Source organism: Roseovarius nitratireducens, assembly GCF_002925845.1.
GTDB classification, from domain to species: domain Bacteria; phylum Pseudomonadota; class Alphaproteobacteria; order Rhodobacterales; family Rhodobacteraceae; genus Roseovarius; species Roseovarius nitratireducens.
Genome location: NZ_PDNI01000005.1, coordinates 1 through 14,625, shown reverse-complemented (window position 1 = coordinate 14,625; position 14,625 = coordinate 1). Strand labels below are relative to the sequence as shown.

Genomic DNA, 14,625 nt, shown 5'->3' with positions numbered 1-14,625 from the left:
AGAATGTACTCAAACAATGCGTTATCATTTGTGCCGGACGTAGCAGCTCTTGAAGAGGCGATCCGTGTCGAGGATCTGCACAAGTACTTCGATTCTCTCGAAGTCCTGAAGGGCGTGTCGCTTTTGGCAAACAAAGGCGATGTCGTGGCGGTGATCGGCGGGTCCGGATCCGGCAAATCCACCATGCTGCGATGCATCAACTTCCTTGAAACGCCGAGCTCCGGCAAGATTGTGATCGGTGGCGAAGAGGTGGCAACGCGGCCGGACGGCAGTGCTGCCGACCGCCGTCAGATCGAACGCATCCGCACCCGGCTTTCCATGGTGTTTCAACAGTTCAATCTCTGGACACACCGCACCTTGTTGGAAAACGTGATCGAAGTTCCGGTGCATGTGCTCAAGGTGCCCAAGGCCGACGCAATCGACCGCGCCCACGCACTTTTGGAACGCGTCGGCCTCGACGACAAGGCCGACACCTTTCCCGCACATCTTTCCGGCGGCCAGCAGCAGCGCGCCGCCATCGCCCGCGCGCTCGCCGTCGATCCTTCGGCAATGCTGTTTGACGAGCCAACCTCAGCGCTCGATCCCGAGTTGGTCGGCGAGGTGCTGACCGTGATCCGCGACCTGGCAGCCGAAGGCCGCACCATGCTGCTGGTCACCCATGAGATGAAGTTTGCACGCGAGGTCGCCAACCACGTCGTGTATCTCTACCAAGGCCGTATCGAAGAGCAGGGCCCGCCTGCCGAGGTCTTTGGCAACCCCCAGTCCGACCGACTGAAACAATTTCTGAGTTCGGTCGCCTGACCAAGAATCCAATACATCCAACAGGGAGTCTATCATGAATCTGACGAATTTCTTTGCCATCGGTTTGGTGGCGTCGGCGTTTCTCACCGGTGCGGTCGCAGCCGAAGACGTGAAAATTGGTGTGGCCGCCGAGCCCTATCCGCCCTTTGCCTCGCCAGACAGTTCGGGCAATTGGGTTGGCTGGGAGATCGAAGTGATCAATGCTGTCTGTGCCGCCGCAGAGCTTGATTGTGTCATCACCCCGGTGGCCTGGGATGGCATCATCCCGTCACTGACCGGCAAGCAGATTGATGCGATCATGGCTTCGATGTCGATCACCGAAGAGCGCATGAATACCATTGATTTCAGCGATCCCTATTACAAAACCCCCGGGGTGATCGTTGCCGACAAATCCATGGAGCTTGGTGCAGACCCGGAGGCGCTGGCAGGCAAGATCGTCGGCGTCCAGGCTTCGACCATCCACCAGAGCTATGCGCAGGCATATTTCTCGGATTCGGAATTGCGCGTTTATCAGACGCAGGACGAAGCAAATCAGGATATGATTGCGGGCCGCATCGACGCCATTCAGGCTGACAGCATTGCAATGGCCGATTTCGTCGATTCCGATGCGGGCAGCTGCTGCGAGATCAAAGGCGCGGTCATGGATGATCCGGCCATTCTGGGGCTTGGGATTGGCGCCGGCGTGCGCAAGGGTGATACAGAGCTGCTTGAAGCCCTGAACGCTGGTATCGCTGCGATCCTGGCGGACGGCACCCACGAAGAGATTACCGCCAAATACTTCACCACCAGCATCTATTAAGGCGGTTCCGTGGCCGAACTACTCGAAATGCTCGGCTTGAGCACAAGCGCAGAATTGCTGTCGCTCAGGCCGCCCGGATGGGGTTACAATCTCCTGCGCGGGCTGGCCAATTCGCTTCAGATCGCGCTTGGCGCATTTGGGCTTGGCGTGGTGATCGGGTTGTTCGGGGCTTCGGGCAAACTCTATGGCGGGAAGGTCACGCGCGATCTTCTCGCCATCTATACCACCGTGATACGCGCTGTTCCCGAACTTGTGCTGATCCTTATCCTCTACTACGTCGGCACAGACATCGCGAACAAGATCTCCTCCGCCATCGGCGGTGGCCGGGTCGAAATCAGTGGTGTTGTTGCCGGCATCTGGGTGCTTGGTGTCGTCCAGGGCGCCTATGCGACCGAGGTTTTGCGTGGCGCCATTCAGGCGGTTCCAGCGGGCCAGATCGAGGCCGCCAAGTCTTATGGAATGCCTGCCTGGATGACCATGCGCAGGGTTACCATTCCGGCGATGATGAGTTTTGCAGTACCGGGTCTTGCCAATCTCTGGCTGATCGCAACCAAGGATACGGCGCTGCTGGCCGTTGTTGGGTTCAGCGAACTCACCCTGGAAACCAGACAGGCCGCCAGCAGCACGCGAGCCTATTTCACGTTCTTCCTGGCGGCCGGGGCGCTTTATCTGATGGTCACGCTGTTCTCGGGCGTGGTCTTTGGCCGGATCGAAAAATGGGCGCGCCGCGGCCAGCCTTCGCTACGAGGGGGCACACGATGACCGGCCTCAGGGCACTGTTCCAGCCGCATCGCATCGTGTTGATGCTGGTCTTTGCGGCGCTGATCGTGTGGTGCGCGCTGTCGCTGCGTTGGGACTGGATTCCGAAATATGCCCCCCTGGCGCTGCAAGGTCTGTGGGCTACGATCTGGATTCTGGTCGTCTCTACGGTGCTTGGCTTCCTGCTGGCAGTGCCACTGGGTTTGGCGCAAGCGGTCGGCCCATGGTACTTGGGCATCCCCGCACGGGTTTTCTGCACGGTAATTCGCGGCACGCCCCTGCTGTTGCAAATCTGGTTGCTGTATTATGGGCTTGGCTCTTTGTTTCCTGAATATCCCTGGATTCGCTCGTCTGAACTTTGGCCATATCTGCGTCAGGCTTGGCCCTACGCGATACTTGCACTTACGTTTTCCTATGCGGGCTATGAAGGCGAAGTGATGCGCGGCGCCTTTTCCGGCGTGTCCAAAGGCCAGTTGGAGACGGCGAAATCCTTCGGCATGCCTCGTTTTACCATTTTTCGCCGGGTCTGGTTGCCGCAGGCTGTGCGCAACGTCTTGCCCACACTCGGCGGCGAAACGATCCTGCAGCTCAAGGCGACCCCGTTGGTTGCGACCATCACCGTGGTGGAAATCTATTCTGTGTCCTCCCGGGTGCGCGCGGACACGTTCATTGTCTACGAACCGCTTCTTTTGCTTGCCGTTGTGTATATGATCATTGCCGGGCTGATTGCCTTGGCATTTCGGCGCCTGGAGAGGAAGATACCGACGTAAAATCGGAGGTTTTGCCGTTGAAGGCCGGGATCTTCGCCTTGAACGACCTGGCCGGTCCAATCGACGACCCGAAGCTGCGGCTATCGGCGCAGTGGTCGCGTGCCCTCATCGGTCCGGCCGTTCAGGAATGATCCCGAGTTTAGCAACCATTCGGCAAAAAACGCGGATGCGCTTGAATGGATGCGCGCCAGCGTGACAAAATATGATGTCTTGAAGTCGATCTTTCCGTTCGGCCAAGCGGCCAGTTTATCATCGCCAACCAGCGCCGACATGAGCGAACACCAACCGAGGATCAGACCCCGGCCATCGAGTGCCGCCTGCGGGGCTTGCACATAAAATTCGAAGGTCTGCCCCGGGCCTTTGCGGCGCTCGAATCCGCGTTGTTTGAGATAGTCGGCCCAGCCCGCCCAATGGACTCCGCAAACTCTTCGCTCCAGCATGCTGACCGGCGCGCTCCAGACCGGTACTCGTCACATCTCTCAACCAACTTGTCACAATAGCGGCCCTGTGGCATTCAGAGTTCGCAACCTCGTTCGCCGGTTGCGCGAAAGCATCGTCTTGGGGAGAACGCGGGTGACGATGTTTTTCACTACAAGCGTGTATGACTGGGCCGGATATGCTGGCGTCTCCGTATATCTCGGCGCGTATATTTGTCTGCAGCTCGGCCTGATACGTGGCAGCGGATATCGCTACGCGTTGCTCAACATGATTGCGGCGATTTTCGTGCTGATCAGCCTGTCGGCCGAGTTCAACCTAGCCTCTGCGATCATTTAGGGTTGCTGGGTGGTGATCAGCGTCGTGGGCATAACACGGGTTTTTCTGATACACCATCGTCTGCGGTTCAACGACGAGGAGGCACAGCTCGTCAAACGGGGGTTGGCGCGGATGCCGAAACCGATGTCGCGGCGGCTGCTCAATGCCGGCGTGTGGCGCGATGCGCAGCCCGGAGTGGACTTGACGACCGAGGGCGAAGCGGTCTCGCATCTTCACTTTCTGAGTGACGGCTTGGCCGGCGTGTATTTCAATGAGGGCAAGATCGCCGAGATTCGCGAGGGATTTATCGGCGAGATGAACGTGATGGAACCAGGCCCCGCCTCGGCAACCGTCAGGATCGAGGCTCCTTCGCGCGTCTTCTCCGTCTCCGGAGAGATCCTGCGCCGCATGATCCGCTCGGACGAGGAATTCCGCGCCTCACTCGATCAACATCTCAATGCCGCGATCAAGAGCAAGTTGATCGAGGCCAACACGAAGATGAAGCGAAAACCCGCTGCGGAATGAACGTCGGATTTGGCTGGCTCTCCCCGCGCGTCCTGCGCACCGAGGCGCCCGTGGCCGTGATCGCAAGCTATGCAGGTCTTCCACCTACCATCGACGTGATTGCGGAAACCGAAGCGGTCGTGTATCGCGCAAGCGAAACCCGGATGCGCGAAATCGAGGACAAGGTGCCCGACCTCGCCGTGACACTGCATCGGATCGTCGCTGAGACACTGGCCGAGAGGCTCGATCGCGCCAACAAGCTTCTGGAAGACCAGACATGACACCTGCCACGCTCCTGATCCTGATGCTGCTTTTCCAGGTCAAGCACCTGCTTGCGGATTTTGTCTGGCAGACGGGCTGGATGGTGCGCAACAAGGGCACTTACGGGCATCTGGGCGGTATTGCCCATGCCGGGCTGCACAGCCTGCTGACGGTGCCGGTGCTGATCTGGACGCCGATGACTGTCCTTACGGTGGTTGGTCTCGCGGCGGTCGAGTTTGTTCTCCACTATCACATAGACTGGACCAAGGACCGACTATTGAGGTGGTCGGGCTGGAGCCCGCAGGAAAAGGGCTACTGGGGCCTCACTGGACTCGATCAGTTCGCCCACCAGGTGACTTACGTGGCAATCGTTTGGCTGGCGTTGGGTATTGTGTGATAATTGCACCCGGTTTCCATTTCTTCCGGGTAGCCAACCTGTGTTTTGGTTGACTTTGAACTACACTTTCTGAATCTGTTTGTATTAACTTTTCTTGGGGAATTATTAATGGCGCTGACAAAATTGGCTTGCCGGTTCCGACCGACGACAGGTTTGACATCAGCGATCGCCACGTCGTTTGGGCTGCTTATCGGCCTGGCGCTCCCCGCGACTGCGGAGAGCCTGCGTGAGGCGGTCCGCGCCGCGGTCACGACCAACCCCACCGGACGCGCCGCGAATGCCGATGTGAAGGCGTCGGCCCTGGAACTGCTGCAATTGCACGGCGAGTATCAGCCGCGGCTGTTGCTTCGCGGCGAGGCTGGTGCAGAACAATACGACGATCTCGACCGGCTTGGCCCCGTCGATAACCGTGACACCAAATTCAATCGCGAAATCGGCCTCACGGCTGAGCTGAAACTGTTCGACGGCTACCGCCGCGCCAACCTTGTCTACCGCAACGCCTCGCGGCTAGACTAGGCGATTTTCGGCCTGCTCGATGCGTCCGAGACGATGGCGCTCAACGCTGTGGAGGCCTATATCGACGTGGTCAGGCACGCCCGGCTTCTGGATGTGGCAACCCGCAACATCGCGCGCCACCAGGAAATTGCGCGGCAGGTCGATGATCTGGTCGACGGTGACAAGCTACCGGTCAGTGCCCGGTTCGAAGTTCAGGAACGTCTGCTGGCGGCCCAGCTGTCACGGCTCGATGTGGAACGCGCGGTGGCCGATGCGCGTGCGCGTTACCGCGCGGTGATCGGTCACGATCCTCGCGGCACACAGCCCGTGCCGGCCGTCGCGAATTTGCCGATGACCAAGAGCGAGATGGTATTGCGCAGCCTGCGTAACAGTTTTCGATTGATGGAGTCCGGCCAGAATATAGCGCAGGCCCGCTTCCAGAACGGTATCACCACCGCCGACGAGAAGCCACAGGTCACGCTTCAGGCGGGTGTGCGCACGGGGCGAAACATCGCGGGTACATCCGGTTCTGAATCGGATGCCTTCGTAGGCGTGCGGCTGGATTGGGAGCTCTTCGCCGGGGGGCGGGACGCGCGCCGCCGTGCCCTGCAGCAGCGCACGTTGCAGGCCGAAGCCGAGCGCCAGAAGGTGGTGCGCGAGGTTCGCGAGATGGCCGAGCGAAGCTGGAACGCCTACCATACGAGCATCGAACGTACCGTGCTTCTGGACAGGCGTGTTTCGGCTGCGCGCAACACTTCGGAACAATACCGGGATCAATTCCGCGCCGGTACCCGCAGCCTGCTCGACGTGCTGGATGCGGAACGGACATTCTTCAATGTGGCGTTCGAGAATGTGAGCGCGGAGGCGGGTTTCACCTTCAACCAGTACCGGATGCTCGCGTCGCAAAGCCGCCTGGCCATGCATTTCGGTGTCGAACCGGCAGATGTCCCGCTTGAACCTGACTTTACTGCCCGCGCGCAAAATGCCCCGCGGGCCACGGCGATCTTTAAGACAGAGATCAGGTCCCTGAAATGACACCAGCTGTCGGGTCGGCCTCCGCCGGGGCACCCGAGCGGCACACGGGGGAGGATGGAGCGGACTCCGACAGTGACACGATGCCGGGATTGGAAACCGCCGCATGGCTGGCCCGCCATCATGGCCGACCCTGGAGTCCGGAGGCGGTGCGTGCCCGCATGCCCGCCGGGTTCGACGGGCGTGATCCCGAAACCCTTGCCCGGGCCTTGGCCGCGGTCGGCCTGAAATCGCGCCTCGTGCTGCGCAAGCTCCGCCAGATCGACCCGGCGGTGTTGCCCTGTGTTCTGTTCGACCGCGCTGGCGGTCCTCTCATCCTTCTGGGTTTTTCGCTCGATCGGCGCAACGCGCGCGTTCTTGAACCGGGTCGCGACGCCACTGACCGCGAAGTCCCACTGCGACAGCTTGCCCGGCGTGTTCAGCGTGAGATCATGCTCGCCTCGGTGCGCGACGACCTGGTTGACCGGCAGCTCGAAGCCAAGGCGCAGGACCGGCCCCGGCACTGGTTTTGGGGGCCTATGCGCGAGAACCGCTCCGGCTGGTTTCAGGTTGTCATCGCGGCGATGTTGATAAACATGCTGGGGCTCGCGCTGCCGATATTCGTGATGAACGTCTACGACAAGGTGATCCCAAACCTCGCCTACGTAACCCTTTGGACGCTGGCGATCGGGGTGGCGCTGGCCATCGGGCTGGATCTGGCCCTGCGCAGCCTAAGAACCGGGGTGCTGGAAACCGTCGGTCGACGGCTGGATACCGGCATCGCCGCCACGCTCTTTTCGCACGCGCTCAGCCTGCGGGTGGCCGACCGGCCCGGCGGTGCGGCCGGGCTGGCGAGCCATATCCGCGACTTCGAGGCGGTGCGCGAATTCTTTGGCTCCGCCAGCTTCGTGTCGCTGATCGACCTGCTGTTCATCGGGCTCTTCATCTTCGTTCTCTACGTCCTTGTGGGGCCGTTGGCGATTGTGCCTCTGGTGGCGGTGCCGATCGTGCTGGTTCTCGCCATCGTCGCGCAGCTTCCGATGGGGCGCGCGGCGGGTGCCGCACAGGCATTGGCCGGTCGTCGACAGGCGGTGTTGGTGGAATCGCTCATGGGGCTGGAAACCATCAAAACCCTCAACGCCGAACCGGTCATGCAGCGCGAATGGGATCGCGCTAGCGCCGCCACGGCGCGGATCAGCGGGCGCAGCCGCTTCTGGTCGAGCTTCGCCGCATCTGGCACCCAGATGATCCAGCAGGGGGTCAGCGTGGCGATCATCGTTTGGGGTGTTTATCTCGTGGCCGAGGGCCGGATAACCATCGGCGCGCTCATTGCGGCTAACATCCTCGCAGGCCGCGCGCTTGCCCCGCTGGGGACCATCGCCCAGACGATATTCCGCGCGCACTACGCGCTCAGGGCGATGAGCGCCCTGTCACAATTCATGAAGGTCACGCCCGAACGCAGTCCTGCCGTCAGCAGCAGCGCCCGAGTGACCAAAGGCGCCGCCACCCTCACGGAGGTCACCTACCGTTATCCCGGCGCCGGCATGGATGCGCCGCAATCCGTCACGCTGGACATCGCGCCGGGGGAGTGCGTCGCGCTTCTGGGCCGCGTCGGGTCGGGCAAGAGCACGCTGGGTAAGCTGCTCTGCGGATTGCTGACCCCCGACAGCGGCACGCTCCTGATCGATGGGCGCGGGGCAGGGCAGTACGACCCGGCCGAACTGCGCGCCGGGGTCGGTTACATGCCGCAGGAACCCGAGCTTTTCACCGGCACCCTGCGGGAGAACCTGGTGATCGGCAGACCCCACGCCACCGAGGACGAGATAGAGGCGGCGCTGCACCTGGCCGCGATGGATCGCTTCGTCAAGGATGATCCCGAGGGGCTTGACCGCTTCATCGGTGAAAGGGGCGCGCAGCTTTCCGGCGGGCAGCGGCAGGGGCTTGCCCTGGCGCGGCTGCTGCTGCGGCGGCCGAAACTTCTGTTCCTAGACGAGCCCACGAACGCGATGGACCGCGACATGGAGGCCGAAGTGGTGGCGCGCCTGCGCGAACTGAACACCGGGGGCACGACTCTGGTGCTGTGCACCCACCGCCCGGCGCTTGCGGATCTGGCAAGCCGCTGGCTCGTGATCGACCGCGGTCGCAAGATCCTCGACGGGACACGTGATACGGTGGTCGCGCAACTGAAGCAGGCCGCGGCCCGCCGCGCGGCGGAGTGACCAGATGTTCGGGCCAAGGACGGAAGAGGATTTCGTGAACGACGCCACCGCCGACCGCCCGCGCGGTCGCGGACGGGGGCCGTGGCTTTTGCTCTTGCTGATCGCCGGCGGCATCGCCGCCTTTCTCGTGTGGGCTGCGTTCTACGAGATCGAAGAGGTAACGCGCGGCACCGGGCGCGTGGTGCCGACCCGCCAGCTTCAGGTCGTCCAGAGCCTCGAGGGGGGCATCGTCTCGGCGATCGAGGTTCGCGAAGGCGACCTTGTTCAGGAGGGGGACGTGCTGATGCGCATCGACGACACATCCGCTGGTGCCGAACGCGGTGAACTGCGCGAACGCGAGGCGGCGCTTCTGGCCGAGGCCGCGCGCGCAGGCGCCGAGGCGCAGGGCGGCGAAACCCTTGCCTTTCCCGACGGCCTGGCCGAGCGCGCGCCAGGCGCCGTCTCGGCCGAACGCGAGGTGTTCCTGTCCCGCCGTGCGCAGCTGGAGAGCGAGCTGTCGGTGCTTCGCGACAAGCTCGCGCAGCGCCGGTCGGGCTTGCGCGAATTGGAGGCAGCCGTAGTCAAGCTGGAGGCGCAGATCGCGCCGTTGACCGAGGAGATTGACCTGACCAGCGGCCTCGTGGACAGCGGCGCAGTCCCCCGGATCGAGCTCTTGCGCCTGCGAAGCCGCATGGCCGAACTGGAAGGCGAGCTTGCCGTGTCCCGCGCGCGCCTGCCCGGCATTCGCGCCGCCATCAACGAGGCCGAAAGCCAGATCCGTTTGGCGCGCACCGGCTACGTGCTGACGGCGCGCGAACGGCTGGCCAGGATCAACGGCGACCTTGCGGTACTGCGCGAGGCGCTGCGCGCCGCGACCGAAAAGGTATCGCGCACCAGCCTGCGGGCACCGGTCAACGGCACGGTCAACACCGTCCACGTCACCACCATTGGCGCGGTCGTGCAGCCCGGCGGCCCCCTGATAGAAATCGTCCCCCGCGATGACCAATTGCTGATCGAGGCTCGTATTCGCCCCCGCGACGTGGCCTTCATCCGTCCCGGCGATTCCGCCTCGGTCAAGATCACTGCCTATGATTATCTAGTCTACGGCGCGCTCGACGGCACGGTGCAGCGCATCGGTGCCGACACCGTCGAGGACGGCGAGGGAACCGAGTTCTTTCGCGTCATGGTCCGCACCCGGCGGAGCGAGCTCGAGGCAGAAGATGGCACGACCCTGCCGATCAGCCCCGGCATGGTGGCGCAGGTCGATATCCTGACCGGTCGCAAGACCGTGCTGGACTACCTGGCGCGCCCGCTGATGCGCGCCCGGTCCGAGGCTTTACGCGAACGTTGATCGCCCGGCGCTTGCGCCTCGGTGCGCTTACTTGTCGGTGGCCACATGCACCCCGTTCCAGCCCTCGCCCGGTGGGGCCACGCGCAGCGTTTCGAGGCGCTGACGATACAGCGCGGCGTAGCCCGAGAGTTCCAGGTCCAGCGGCTTACCCGCCGCCTCCAGACGGTCCAGCGCGGCCTCTGCGACGTTCCATTTCTGCGCTGAATAGGCTGCGCGCATCTCGGCGTTGGTCGCCTCCAACTCGGCAAACTCGGACCTCCCGCGCATCACCTCGTCCCCCAGGAGGCCGAAGATCCGCTCTGGTTCCATCTTGCCCTTCACCCGCAGCAGGTTGAGTTCGATCATCGCGAACCGGCCCTCGACCGCCCGTGCCGTCGCCGACCCGAGGATGATGCCCAGCCCGTAAGTCTTGGATTGTCCCTCGAGCCGCGAGGCAAGGTTTACCGCGTCGCCCAGTGCGGTGTAGTCGAACCGCGTGTCGCTGCCCATGTTGCCGACCACGCAATCCCCGGTATTGAGACCAATGCCCACGTTGATGGGCAACGCCTTGTCGTCCGCTTCGACCGCCGCGCGCGCGCGCTCGGCATTGAGTGTTGCCACGTCCGCGTGCATCGCCAGCGCAGCGCGGCAGGCGGCGGCGGCATGGTCCGGCGCGTCCAGCGGCGCGTTCCAGAACGCCATAACGGCATCGCCCATGAACTTGTCGATCGTTCCGCCCTCGCGCAAGATGGCCCGCGACAGCACGGTGAGAAAGCTGTTCATCAGCGCCGTAAGCCCCGGTGGATCATCCCGGTATCCCTCGGCCAGCGTGGTGAAGCCACGCACATCTGAGAACAGCACCGTAAGTTCGCGCCGCTCGCCGCCAAGGGTTAACGCCTCGGGGTTTTCCTGCAGCCTCGCGACCAGATCGGGCGAGACGTACTGCCCAAAGGCGCCGCGGATCTGCTGCTTCTGGCGTTCTTCTCGGAGATAGTTGGCGCTCGACATCAGCATCAGTGTCAGCACCGTGCCCAGAACTGGCCATGTTGGGTCCAGCAAGATCCGCATCTCCTGGAACAGGTAGTAGGATAGCCCCGAATACCCGCCCAGAAGCACCACTGCCAGCGCGATGATCAGGCGTGCACCGATCACCGGCACCAGCACGATCACCAATGCCGACAGGACCAGAACCGTCATCAGCTCCACCGCCACGGCATAGTTGGGCCGGTTCAGCAAAGTGTCCGTCAGGATATTCTCAAGAAGCTGCGCGTGGATCTCCACCCCCGCCATTGGCACGCCCAGGGGCGTGGGCCGGAAATCCTCCAATCCGATGGCCGAGGTGCCCACCAGCACCAGTTGACCGGCCAGCCGCCCCGGCGCCACCCGGTCGGCCAGAACGTCACCGGCCGAAACGTAGCGCCCTGGCAGGCTCGGCGTGAGATAGGTCCATACGCTGCCATCCGGTCCGGTCCGGATCATCTTGCCGCCCAGCACTACGCCGTCGATCCCCGCCTCGTTGCTGCGCAGGGCGAACGCGTTATCCCCCGTTGCCACCCGCAACAGTTCCGGCGACAGGCCCAGTCGGAGAGTGTCCTGCACCAGCATCACCATGGGCACACGCCGATAGATGCCATCGGGGTCGGGCCGCACGCTGAACACCCCACGCCCCGCCGCCGCTTCTTCAAGGATGTCGAGATTACGCACCACGTCCGGAAACCTTGGCAGGAAGGGTGTCGGATCGGCACCCATGATCGCGTGCGGTACCGCGCGCATCTCGACCTTGTCCGTGCGGTTCGACCGGGCGCTGCGCACGCTGGTCTGGCCAAGAACCACCCGCGTCTGCCGCATCGCGTGGGCCAGCAGCGCGTCATTGTCCGGCAAGGTCCGAAGCCGTGCGCGCACCTCTTCTGGCAGTGCCGGATTATCGCGCGCCACCTCGTCAGGCGACAAACGGTCCGGTTCGGCAAAGACGATATCGAAGGCAATCGCCACCGCGCCAGCGGCCGCGGTCTTGCTCACCATCTCGGCTACCCGGTTGCGGGGCCACGGCCATTGCCCGAATTCCTCGATACTGGGATCGTCGATGTCGAGGATCGTCACTGGCACCGGACTGGGATCGCGCGGCTTGACCTGCTGATAGAAATCGAACGCCGCATTGCGCAACCCCGATACTGTCGGCGGATCCGCGACCCGCAACACCAGGATCACCGCCAGAAGAGCCGCCCCGGCGAGGCGCCCCGGTCCGATCCGGCGCAGCATGGCGCCCAGCATCGCCTCTCCCCTTCCCATCCCCTGTGCCGCGCCGGGTGGGCGCTGCTTCGCCATGTACCAAAGACAGCCGTGCTGTTCGCGTCAACCTGCAAATCTCCGCTGAAATCCACATGACGCGAATTGCACAAGTACTCAGCAAAGTTACCCGTATGTTCGGTGCAGGCGCCGGCCACGATGTTGCCGATGGTCAATTCGGCCATTTACGTGCTTTGGTAGGTCTTTGGGTGCCTGCGCACTTGTGCGAATCCGAAACTCATCTATAACTTAAATTAGTTTAACCTTTAAAACAGGTGATTAATGAAAGTCGCGGGCTCGATTGACGGGCCTCAGGAGGGGCCATCCGTTCTCCTTCGGAGTGTCGGCGGCGAGACTGTCGTGGTGGATGATGCCGCCCTTTTGTTTTCCGCGGACTTCGCTCGCGACGGGCCGGACCTGTTGTTGGAAAATCCGGGCGCGCCGACTATCCGGATTATCGACTATTTCGCGCACACTGCCCCCGCCGACCTGAAAACTCCCGACGGCGCCACCCTTCGTGGCCCGGTAGTGGAACGCTTGGCAGGGCCAGAAGCCTCTGGTCAGTACGCACAGGTCGGCTCGTCCCCGAGGGGCGATCCCATCGGGCAGGTCGAAACGCTCGAGGGCACCGCCCGTGCGCAACGCGCGGATGGCACACTCGTCGATCTGCAAATCGGCACCAAGGTATATCAGAACGACGTCGTGATCACTGAGACCGGCGGCAAGGTATCGATCACCTTTGTGGATGGCACGATATTCACTCTCGCCTCGGGCTCGCGGATGGTGCTGGACGAGCTTGTCTACGCTGCGGATTCCGAGCAAAACTCTGCGGCGTTCAGCCTTGTCGAAGGCAGTTTTGTCTTCATCGCGGGGCAGGTCGCCAAGACTGGCGACATGGAGGTGACAACTCCATCGGCCACCATGGGCATCCGCGGGACCACCGTACTCGTGGACATCCAGACCGTGCAGGGCGTCACCACCGTCGCGGTGTCGCTCAACACCGATCCCGATGGCGGACTGGGCGAGATCGTCATCACCGATCTCGACGGGAACGAGATCACCACGATCACCACGACAGATACCAAGTGGGTCGTGCCCGTGGGTGATGAGGCGTACGAGGTCGAGCGTACGGCCGACGATTTGGCGGAGGATTCCATAATCCTTGCCGATGCTGCGACCGCCTATGCCACTGCTCTTGCGCGGCTGGAAGCGGGGCAGAGCCTTGTTGAACTCGACAGCAGCAGCAACCGTTCGGGTGCCGGCGACAACGATTCCGAAACGGGCACCGAGGCAGATCTCGGGGATGACGGGGATGAAAGTGGCGGCGGTGGCGACGATACCGGAGGCCAGGATCCGGAAGGTGCCACGCCCAGTCCGGATATTGGCCCGGATCCAACAAAGCTTGACGGCAACGATGCGCCCGTGCCCGAGGATGCTGGTTTCGACGTGCCCGAGGACACGCGGCTAGACGGCACCCTCGCCGCTATTGATCCGGATGGTGATCCGGTCACCTTCTCGCTCCAGACAGGCACCGAAAACGGCCTTGTGGTTCTGCTTGAAACGGGTGAGTTCACCTACACTCCAAACGAGAACTTCAACGGCACGGACAGTTTCACATATATCGTGTCGGACGGACGAGGCGGCACGACAACCGCGACCGTGACGATCGACGTGACGCCGGTCGATGACGCGCCCGTGGCCCCCGACGCAACGAATGCCGGGGACGAGGGAACCACCATTTCCGGTGTCCTTGCCGCCACGGATATCGACAACCCCGTCGGCGACATCACTTACGCACCTGCGGATGCCGCGAGCCCGCTGCCCGCCGGGCTGACCCTTACCTCGGCTGGCGGTTACAGCCTGGACGCCGCCGATCAAGCCTACCAGGATATTGCCTCGGGAGAGCAGCGCGTCGTCACCCTCGACTACGTCGCCACGTCCGGCGAGCTAAGCGATACTGGCACTCTCTCGATTACCGTGACGGGCACCAACGACGCGCCGGTGCTTGCGGCGGCGGGTACGGCGGCGGTCGAGGACGGGCCTGTGGTCACGCTCGACCTTGCGGCGCTCGGGGCGGACGTTGACAGCGACGACGACGGCACGACGCTCAGCTACGCTGTCACCGGGGTACCCGCCGAGGGCAGCGCCACGATTGCGGGCAGCACGCTCAGCTTCGATCCCGGTGCCGATTTCCAGGACCTTGCGGCGGGCGCGACGCGCGACGTGACGATCCGGGTCACGGCAACGGACGCGCATGGCGC

Annotated in this window: 15 protein-coding genes; 13 read left to right on the top strand and 2 right to left on the bottom strand. The window is 63.0% G+C overall.

Features of this window, described 5'->3' with window-relative positions; translation table 11 throughout:
* Nucleotides 1-3: 3 nt before the first annotated feature.
* Genes CRJ03_RS00180 through CRJ03_RS00165 form a run of 4 tightly spaced genes read left to right on the top strand, consistent with a single transcriptional unit; the run spans nucleotide 4 to nucleotide 3,129 of the window.
* Nucleotides 4-801, top strand: coding sequence for an ABC transporter ATP-binding protein (locus CRJ03_RS00180; RefSeq protein ID WP_104016908.1), 798 nt, complete (start codon nucleotides 4-6; stop codon nucleotides 799-801).
* 34 nt (nucleotides 802-835) lie between these two features.
* Nucleotides 836-1,600: a transporter substrate-binding domain-containing protein gene (locus CRJ03_RS00175; RefSeq protein WP_104016907.1), complete on the top strand. Its 765-nt coding sequence runs from the start codon at nucleotides 836-838 to the stop codon at nucleotides 1,598-1,600.
* 27 nt (nucleotides 1,601-1,627) lie between these two features.
* Complete coding sequence (locus tag CRJ03_RS00170; protein ID WP_439126610.1) at nucleotides 1,628-2,362, top strand: ABC transporter permease; 735 nt, start codon at nucleotides 1,628-1,630, stop codon at nucleotides 2,360-2,362.
* Nucleotides 2,359-3,129: an ABC transporter permease gene (locus tag CRJ03_RS00165; RefSeq protein ID WP_104016905.1), complete on the top strand. Its 771-nt coding sequence runs from the start codon at nucleotides 2,359-2,361 to the stop codon at nucleotides 3,127-3,129. Before CRJ03_RS00170 ends, CRJ03_RS00165 begins: the two co-directional genes overlap by 4 nt.
* Nucleotides 3,130-3,209: 80 nt before the next feature.
* Here the strand turns inward: CRJ03_RS00165 and CRJ03_RS00160 are convergent, their stop codons facing one another.
* Complete coding sequence (locus CRJ03_RS00160) at nucleotides 3,210-3,569, bottom strand: hypothetical protein (RefSeq protein WP_104016904.1); 360 nt, start codon at nucleotides 3,567-3,569, stop codon at nucleotides 3,210-3,212.
* Between CRJ03_RS00160 and CRJ03_RS20020 the strand changes: the two genes are divergently transcribed.
* The 8 genes from CRJ03_RS20020 to CRJ03_RS00120 all read left to right on the top strand — a co-directional run bounded on the left by CRJ03_RS20020 (nucleotide 3,568) and on the right by CRJ03_RS00120 (nucleotide 10,099).
* Nucleotides 3,568-3,903 (top strand): CBU_0592 family membrane protein, encoded by a 336-nt coding sequence (locus CRJ03_RS20020; RefSeq protein ID WP_104016903.1) that lies wholly within the window; start codon nucleotides 3,568-3,570, stop codon nucleotides 3,901-3,903. The genes CRJ03_RS00160 and CRJ03_RS20020 overlap by 2 nt on opposite strands.
* Nucleotides 3,904-3,912: 9 nt before the next feature.
* Entirely contained in the window at nucleotides 3,913-4,407 is a 495-nt protein-coding gene (locus CRJ03_RS00150) for a cyclic nucleotide-binding domain-containing protein (protein WP_104016902.1), read from the top strand.
* Nucleotides 4,404-4,667, top strand: a complete 264-nt coding sequence (locus CRJ03_RS00145) for a hypothetical protein (RefSeq protein ID WP_104016901.1) — start codon at nucleotides 4,404-4,406, stop codon at nucleotides 4,665-4,667. The genes CRJ03_RS00150 and CRJ03_RS00145 overlap by 4 nt, the downstream gene beginning before the upstream one ends.
* Nucleotides 4,664-5,044 (top strand): DUF3307 domain-containing protein, encoded by a 381-nt coding sequence (locus CRJ03_RS00140; protein WP_104016900.1) that lies wholly within the window; start codon nucleotides 4,664-4,666, stop codon nucleotides 5,042-5,044. Before CRJ03_RS00145 ends, CRJ03_RS00140 begins: the two co-directional genes overlap by 4 nt.
* 108 nt (nucleotides 5,045-5,152) lie before the next feature.
* Nucleotides 5,153-5,560, top strand: a complete 408-nt coding sequence (locus CRJ03_RS00135; RefSeq protein ID WP_129590210.1) for a TolC family protein — start codon at nucleotides 5,153-5,155, stop codon at nucleotides 5,558-5,560.
* A gap of 33 nt (nucleotides 5,561-5,593) precedes the next feature.
* A complete protein-coding gene (locus CRJ03_RS00130) occupies nucleotides 5,594-6,574 on the top strand; it encodes a TolC family protein (RefSeq protein ID WP_104016898.1) in 981 nt (326 codons plus the stop codon).
* A complete protein-coding gene (locus CRJ03_RS00125) occupies nucleotides 6,571-8,769 on the top strand; it encodes a type I secretion system permease/ATPase (RefSeq protein ID WP_104016897.1) in 2,199 nt (732 codons plus the stop codon). Before CRJ03_RS00130 ends, CRJ03_RS00125 begins: the two co-directional genes overlap by 4 nt.
* A gap of 4 nt (nucleotides 8,770-8,773) precedes the next feature.
* Complete coding sequence (locus CRJ03_RS00120; RefSeq protein WP_104016896.1) at nucleotides 8,774-10,099, top strand: HlyD family type I secretion periplasmic adaptor subunit; 1,326 nt, start codon at nucleotides 8,774-8,776, stop codon at nucleotides 10,097-10,099.
* A gap of 27 nt (nucleotides 10,100-10,126) precedes the next feature.
* Here the strand turns inward: CRJ03_RS00120 and CRJ03_RS00115 are convergent, their stop codons facing one another.
* On the bottom strand, nucleotides 10,127-12,403 hold the full coding sequence (locus CRJ03_RS00115; RefSeq protein ID WP_104016895.1) for a CHASE2 domain-containing protein: 2,277 nt from the start codon (nucleotides 12,401-12,403) through the stop codon (nucleotides 10,127-10,129).
* Between the two features lie 243 nt (nucleotides 12,404-12,646).
* Between CRJ03_RS00115 and CRJ03_RS00110 the strand changes: the two genes are divergently transcribed.
* A partial coding sequence (locus CRJ03_RS00110; protein ID WP_206018256.1) for a cadherin-like domain-containing protein occupies nucleotides 12,647-14,625 on the top strand: 1,979 nt, incomplete at its 3' end.

Bases quoted from the DNA above. Each gene is read 5' to 3' on its own strand.
- CRJ03_RS00180 (WP_104016908.1), top strand. From the start codon at position 4: ATGTACTCAAACAATGCGTTATCATTTGTGCCGGACGTAGCAGCTCTT.
- CRJ03_RS00175 (WP_104016907.1), top strand. From the start codon at position 836: ATGAATCTGACGAATTTCTTTGCCATCGGTTTGGTGGCGTCGGCGTTT.
- CRJ03_RS00170 (WP_439126610.1), top strand. From the start codon at position 1,628: ATGCTCGGCTTGAGCACAAGCGCAGAATTGCTGTCGCTCAGGCCGCCC.
- CRJ03_RS00165 (WP_104016905.1), top strand. From the start codon at position 2,359: ATGACCGGCCTCAGGGCACTGTTCCAGCCGCATCGCATCGTGTTGATG.
- CRJ03_RS20020 (WP_104016903.1), top strand. From the start codon at position 3,568: ATGCTGACCGGCGCGCTCCAGACCGGTACTCGTCACATCTCTCAACCA.
- CRJ03_RS00160 (WP_104016904.1), bottom strand. From the start codon at position 3,569: ATGCTGGAGCGAAGAGTTTGCGGAGTCCATTGGGCGGGCTGGGCCGAC.
- CRJ03_RS00145 (WP_104016901.1), top strand. From the start codon at position 4,404: ATGAACGTCGGATTTGGCTGGCTCTCCCCGCGCGTCCTGCGCACCGAG.
- CRJ03_RS00140 (WP_104016900.1), top strand. From the start codon at position 4,664: ATGACACCTGCCACGCTCCTGATCCTGATGCTGCTTTTCCAGGTCAAG.
- CRJ03_RS00135 (WP_129590210.1), top strand. From the start codon at position 5,153: ATGGCGCTGACAAAATTGGCTTGCCGGTTCCGACCGACGACAGGTTTG.
- CRJ03_RS00130 (WP_104016898.1), top strand. From the start codon at position 5,594: ATGGCGCTCAACGCTGTGGAGGCCTATATCGACGTGGTCAGGCACGCC.
- CRJ03_RS00125 (WP_104016897.1), top strand. From the start codon at position 6,571: ATGACACCAGCTGTCGGGTCGGCCTCCGCCGGGGCACCCGAGCGGCAC.
- CRJ03_RS00120 (WP_104016896.1), top strand. From the start codon at position 8,774: ATGTTCGGGCCAAGGACGGAAGAGGATTTCGTGAACGACGCCACCGCC.
- CRJ03_RS00115 (WP_104016895.1), bottom strand. From the start codon at position 12,403: ATGGCGAAGCAGCGCCCACCCGGCGCGGCACAGGGGATGGGAAGGGGA.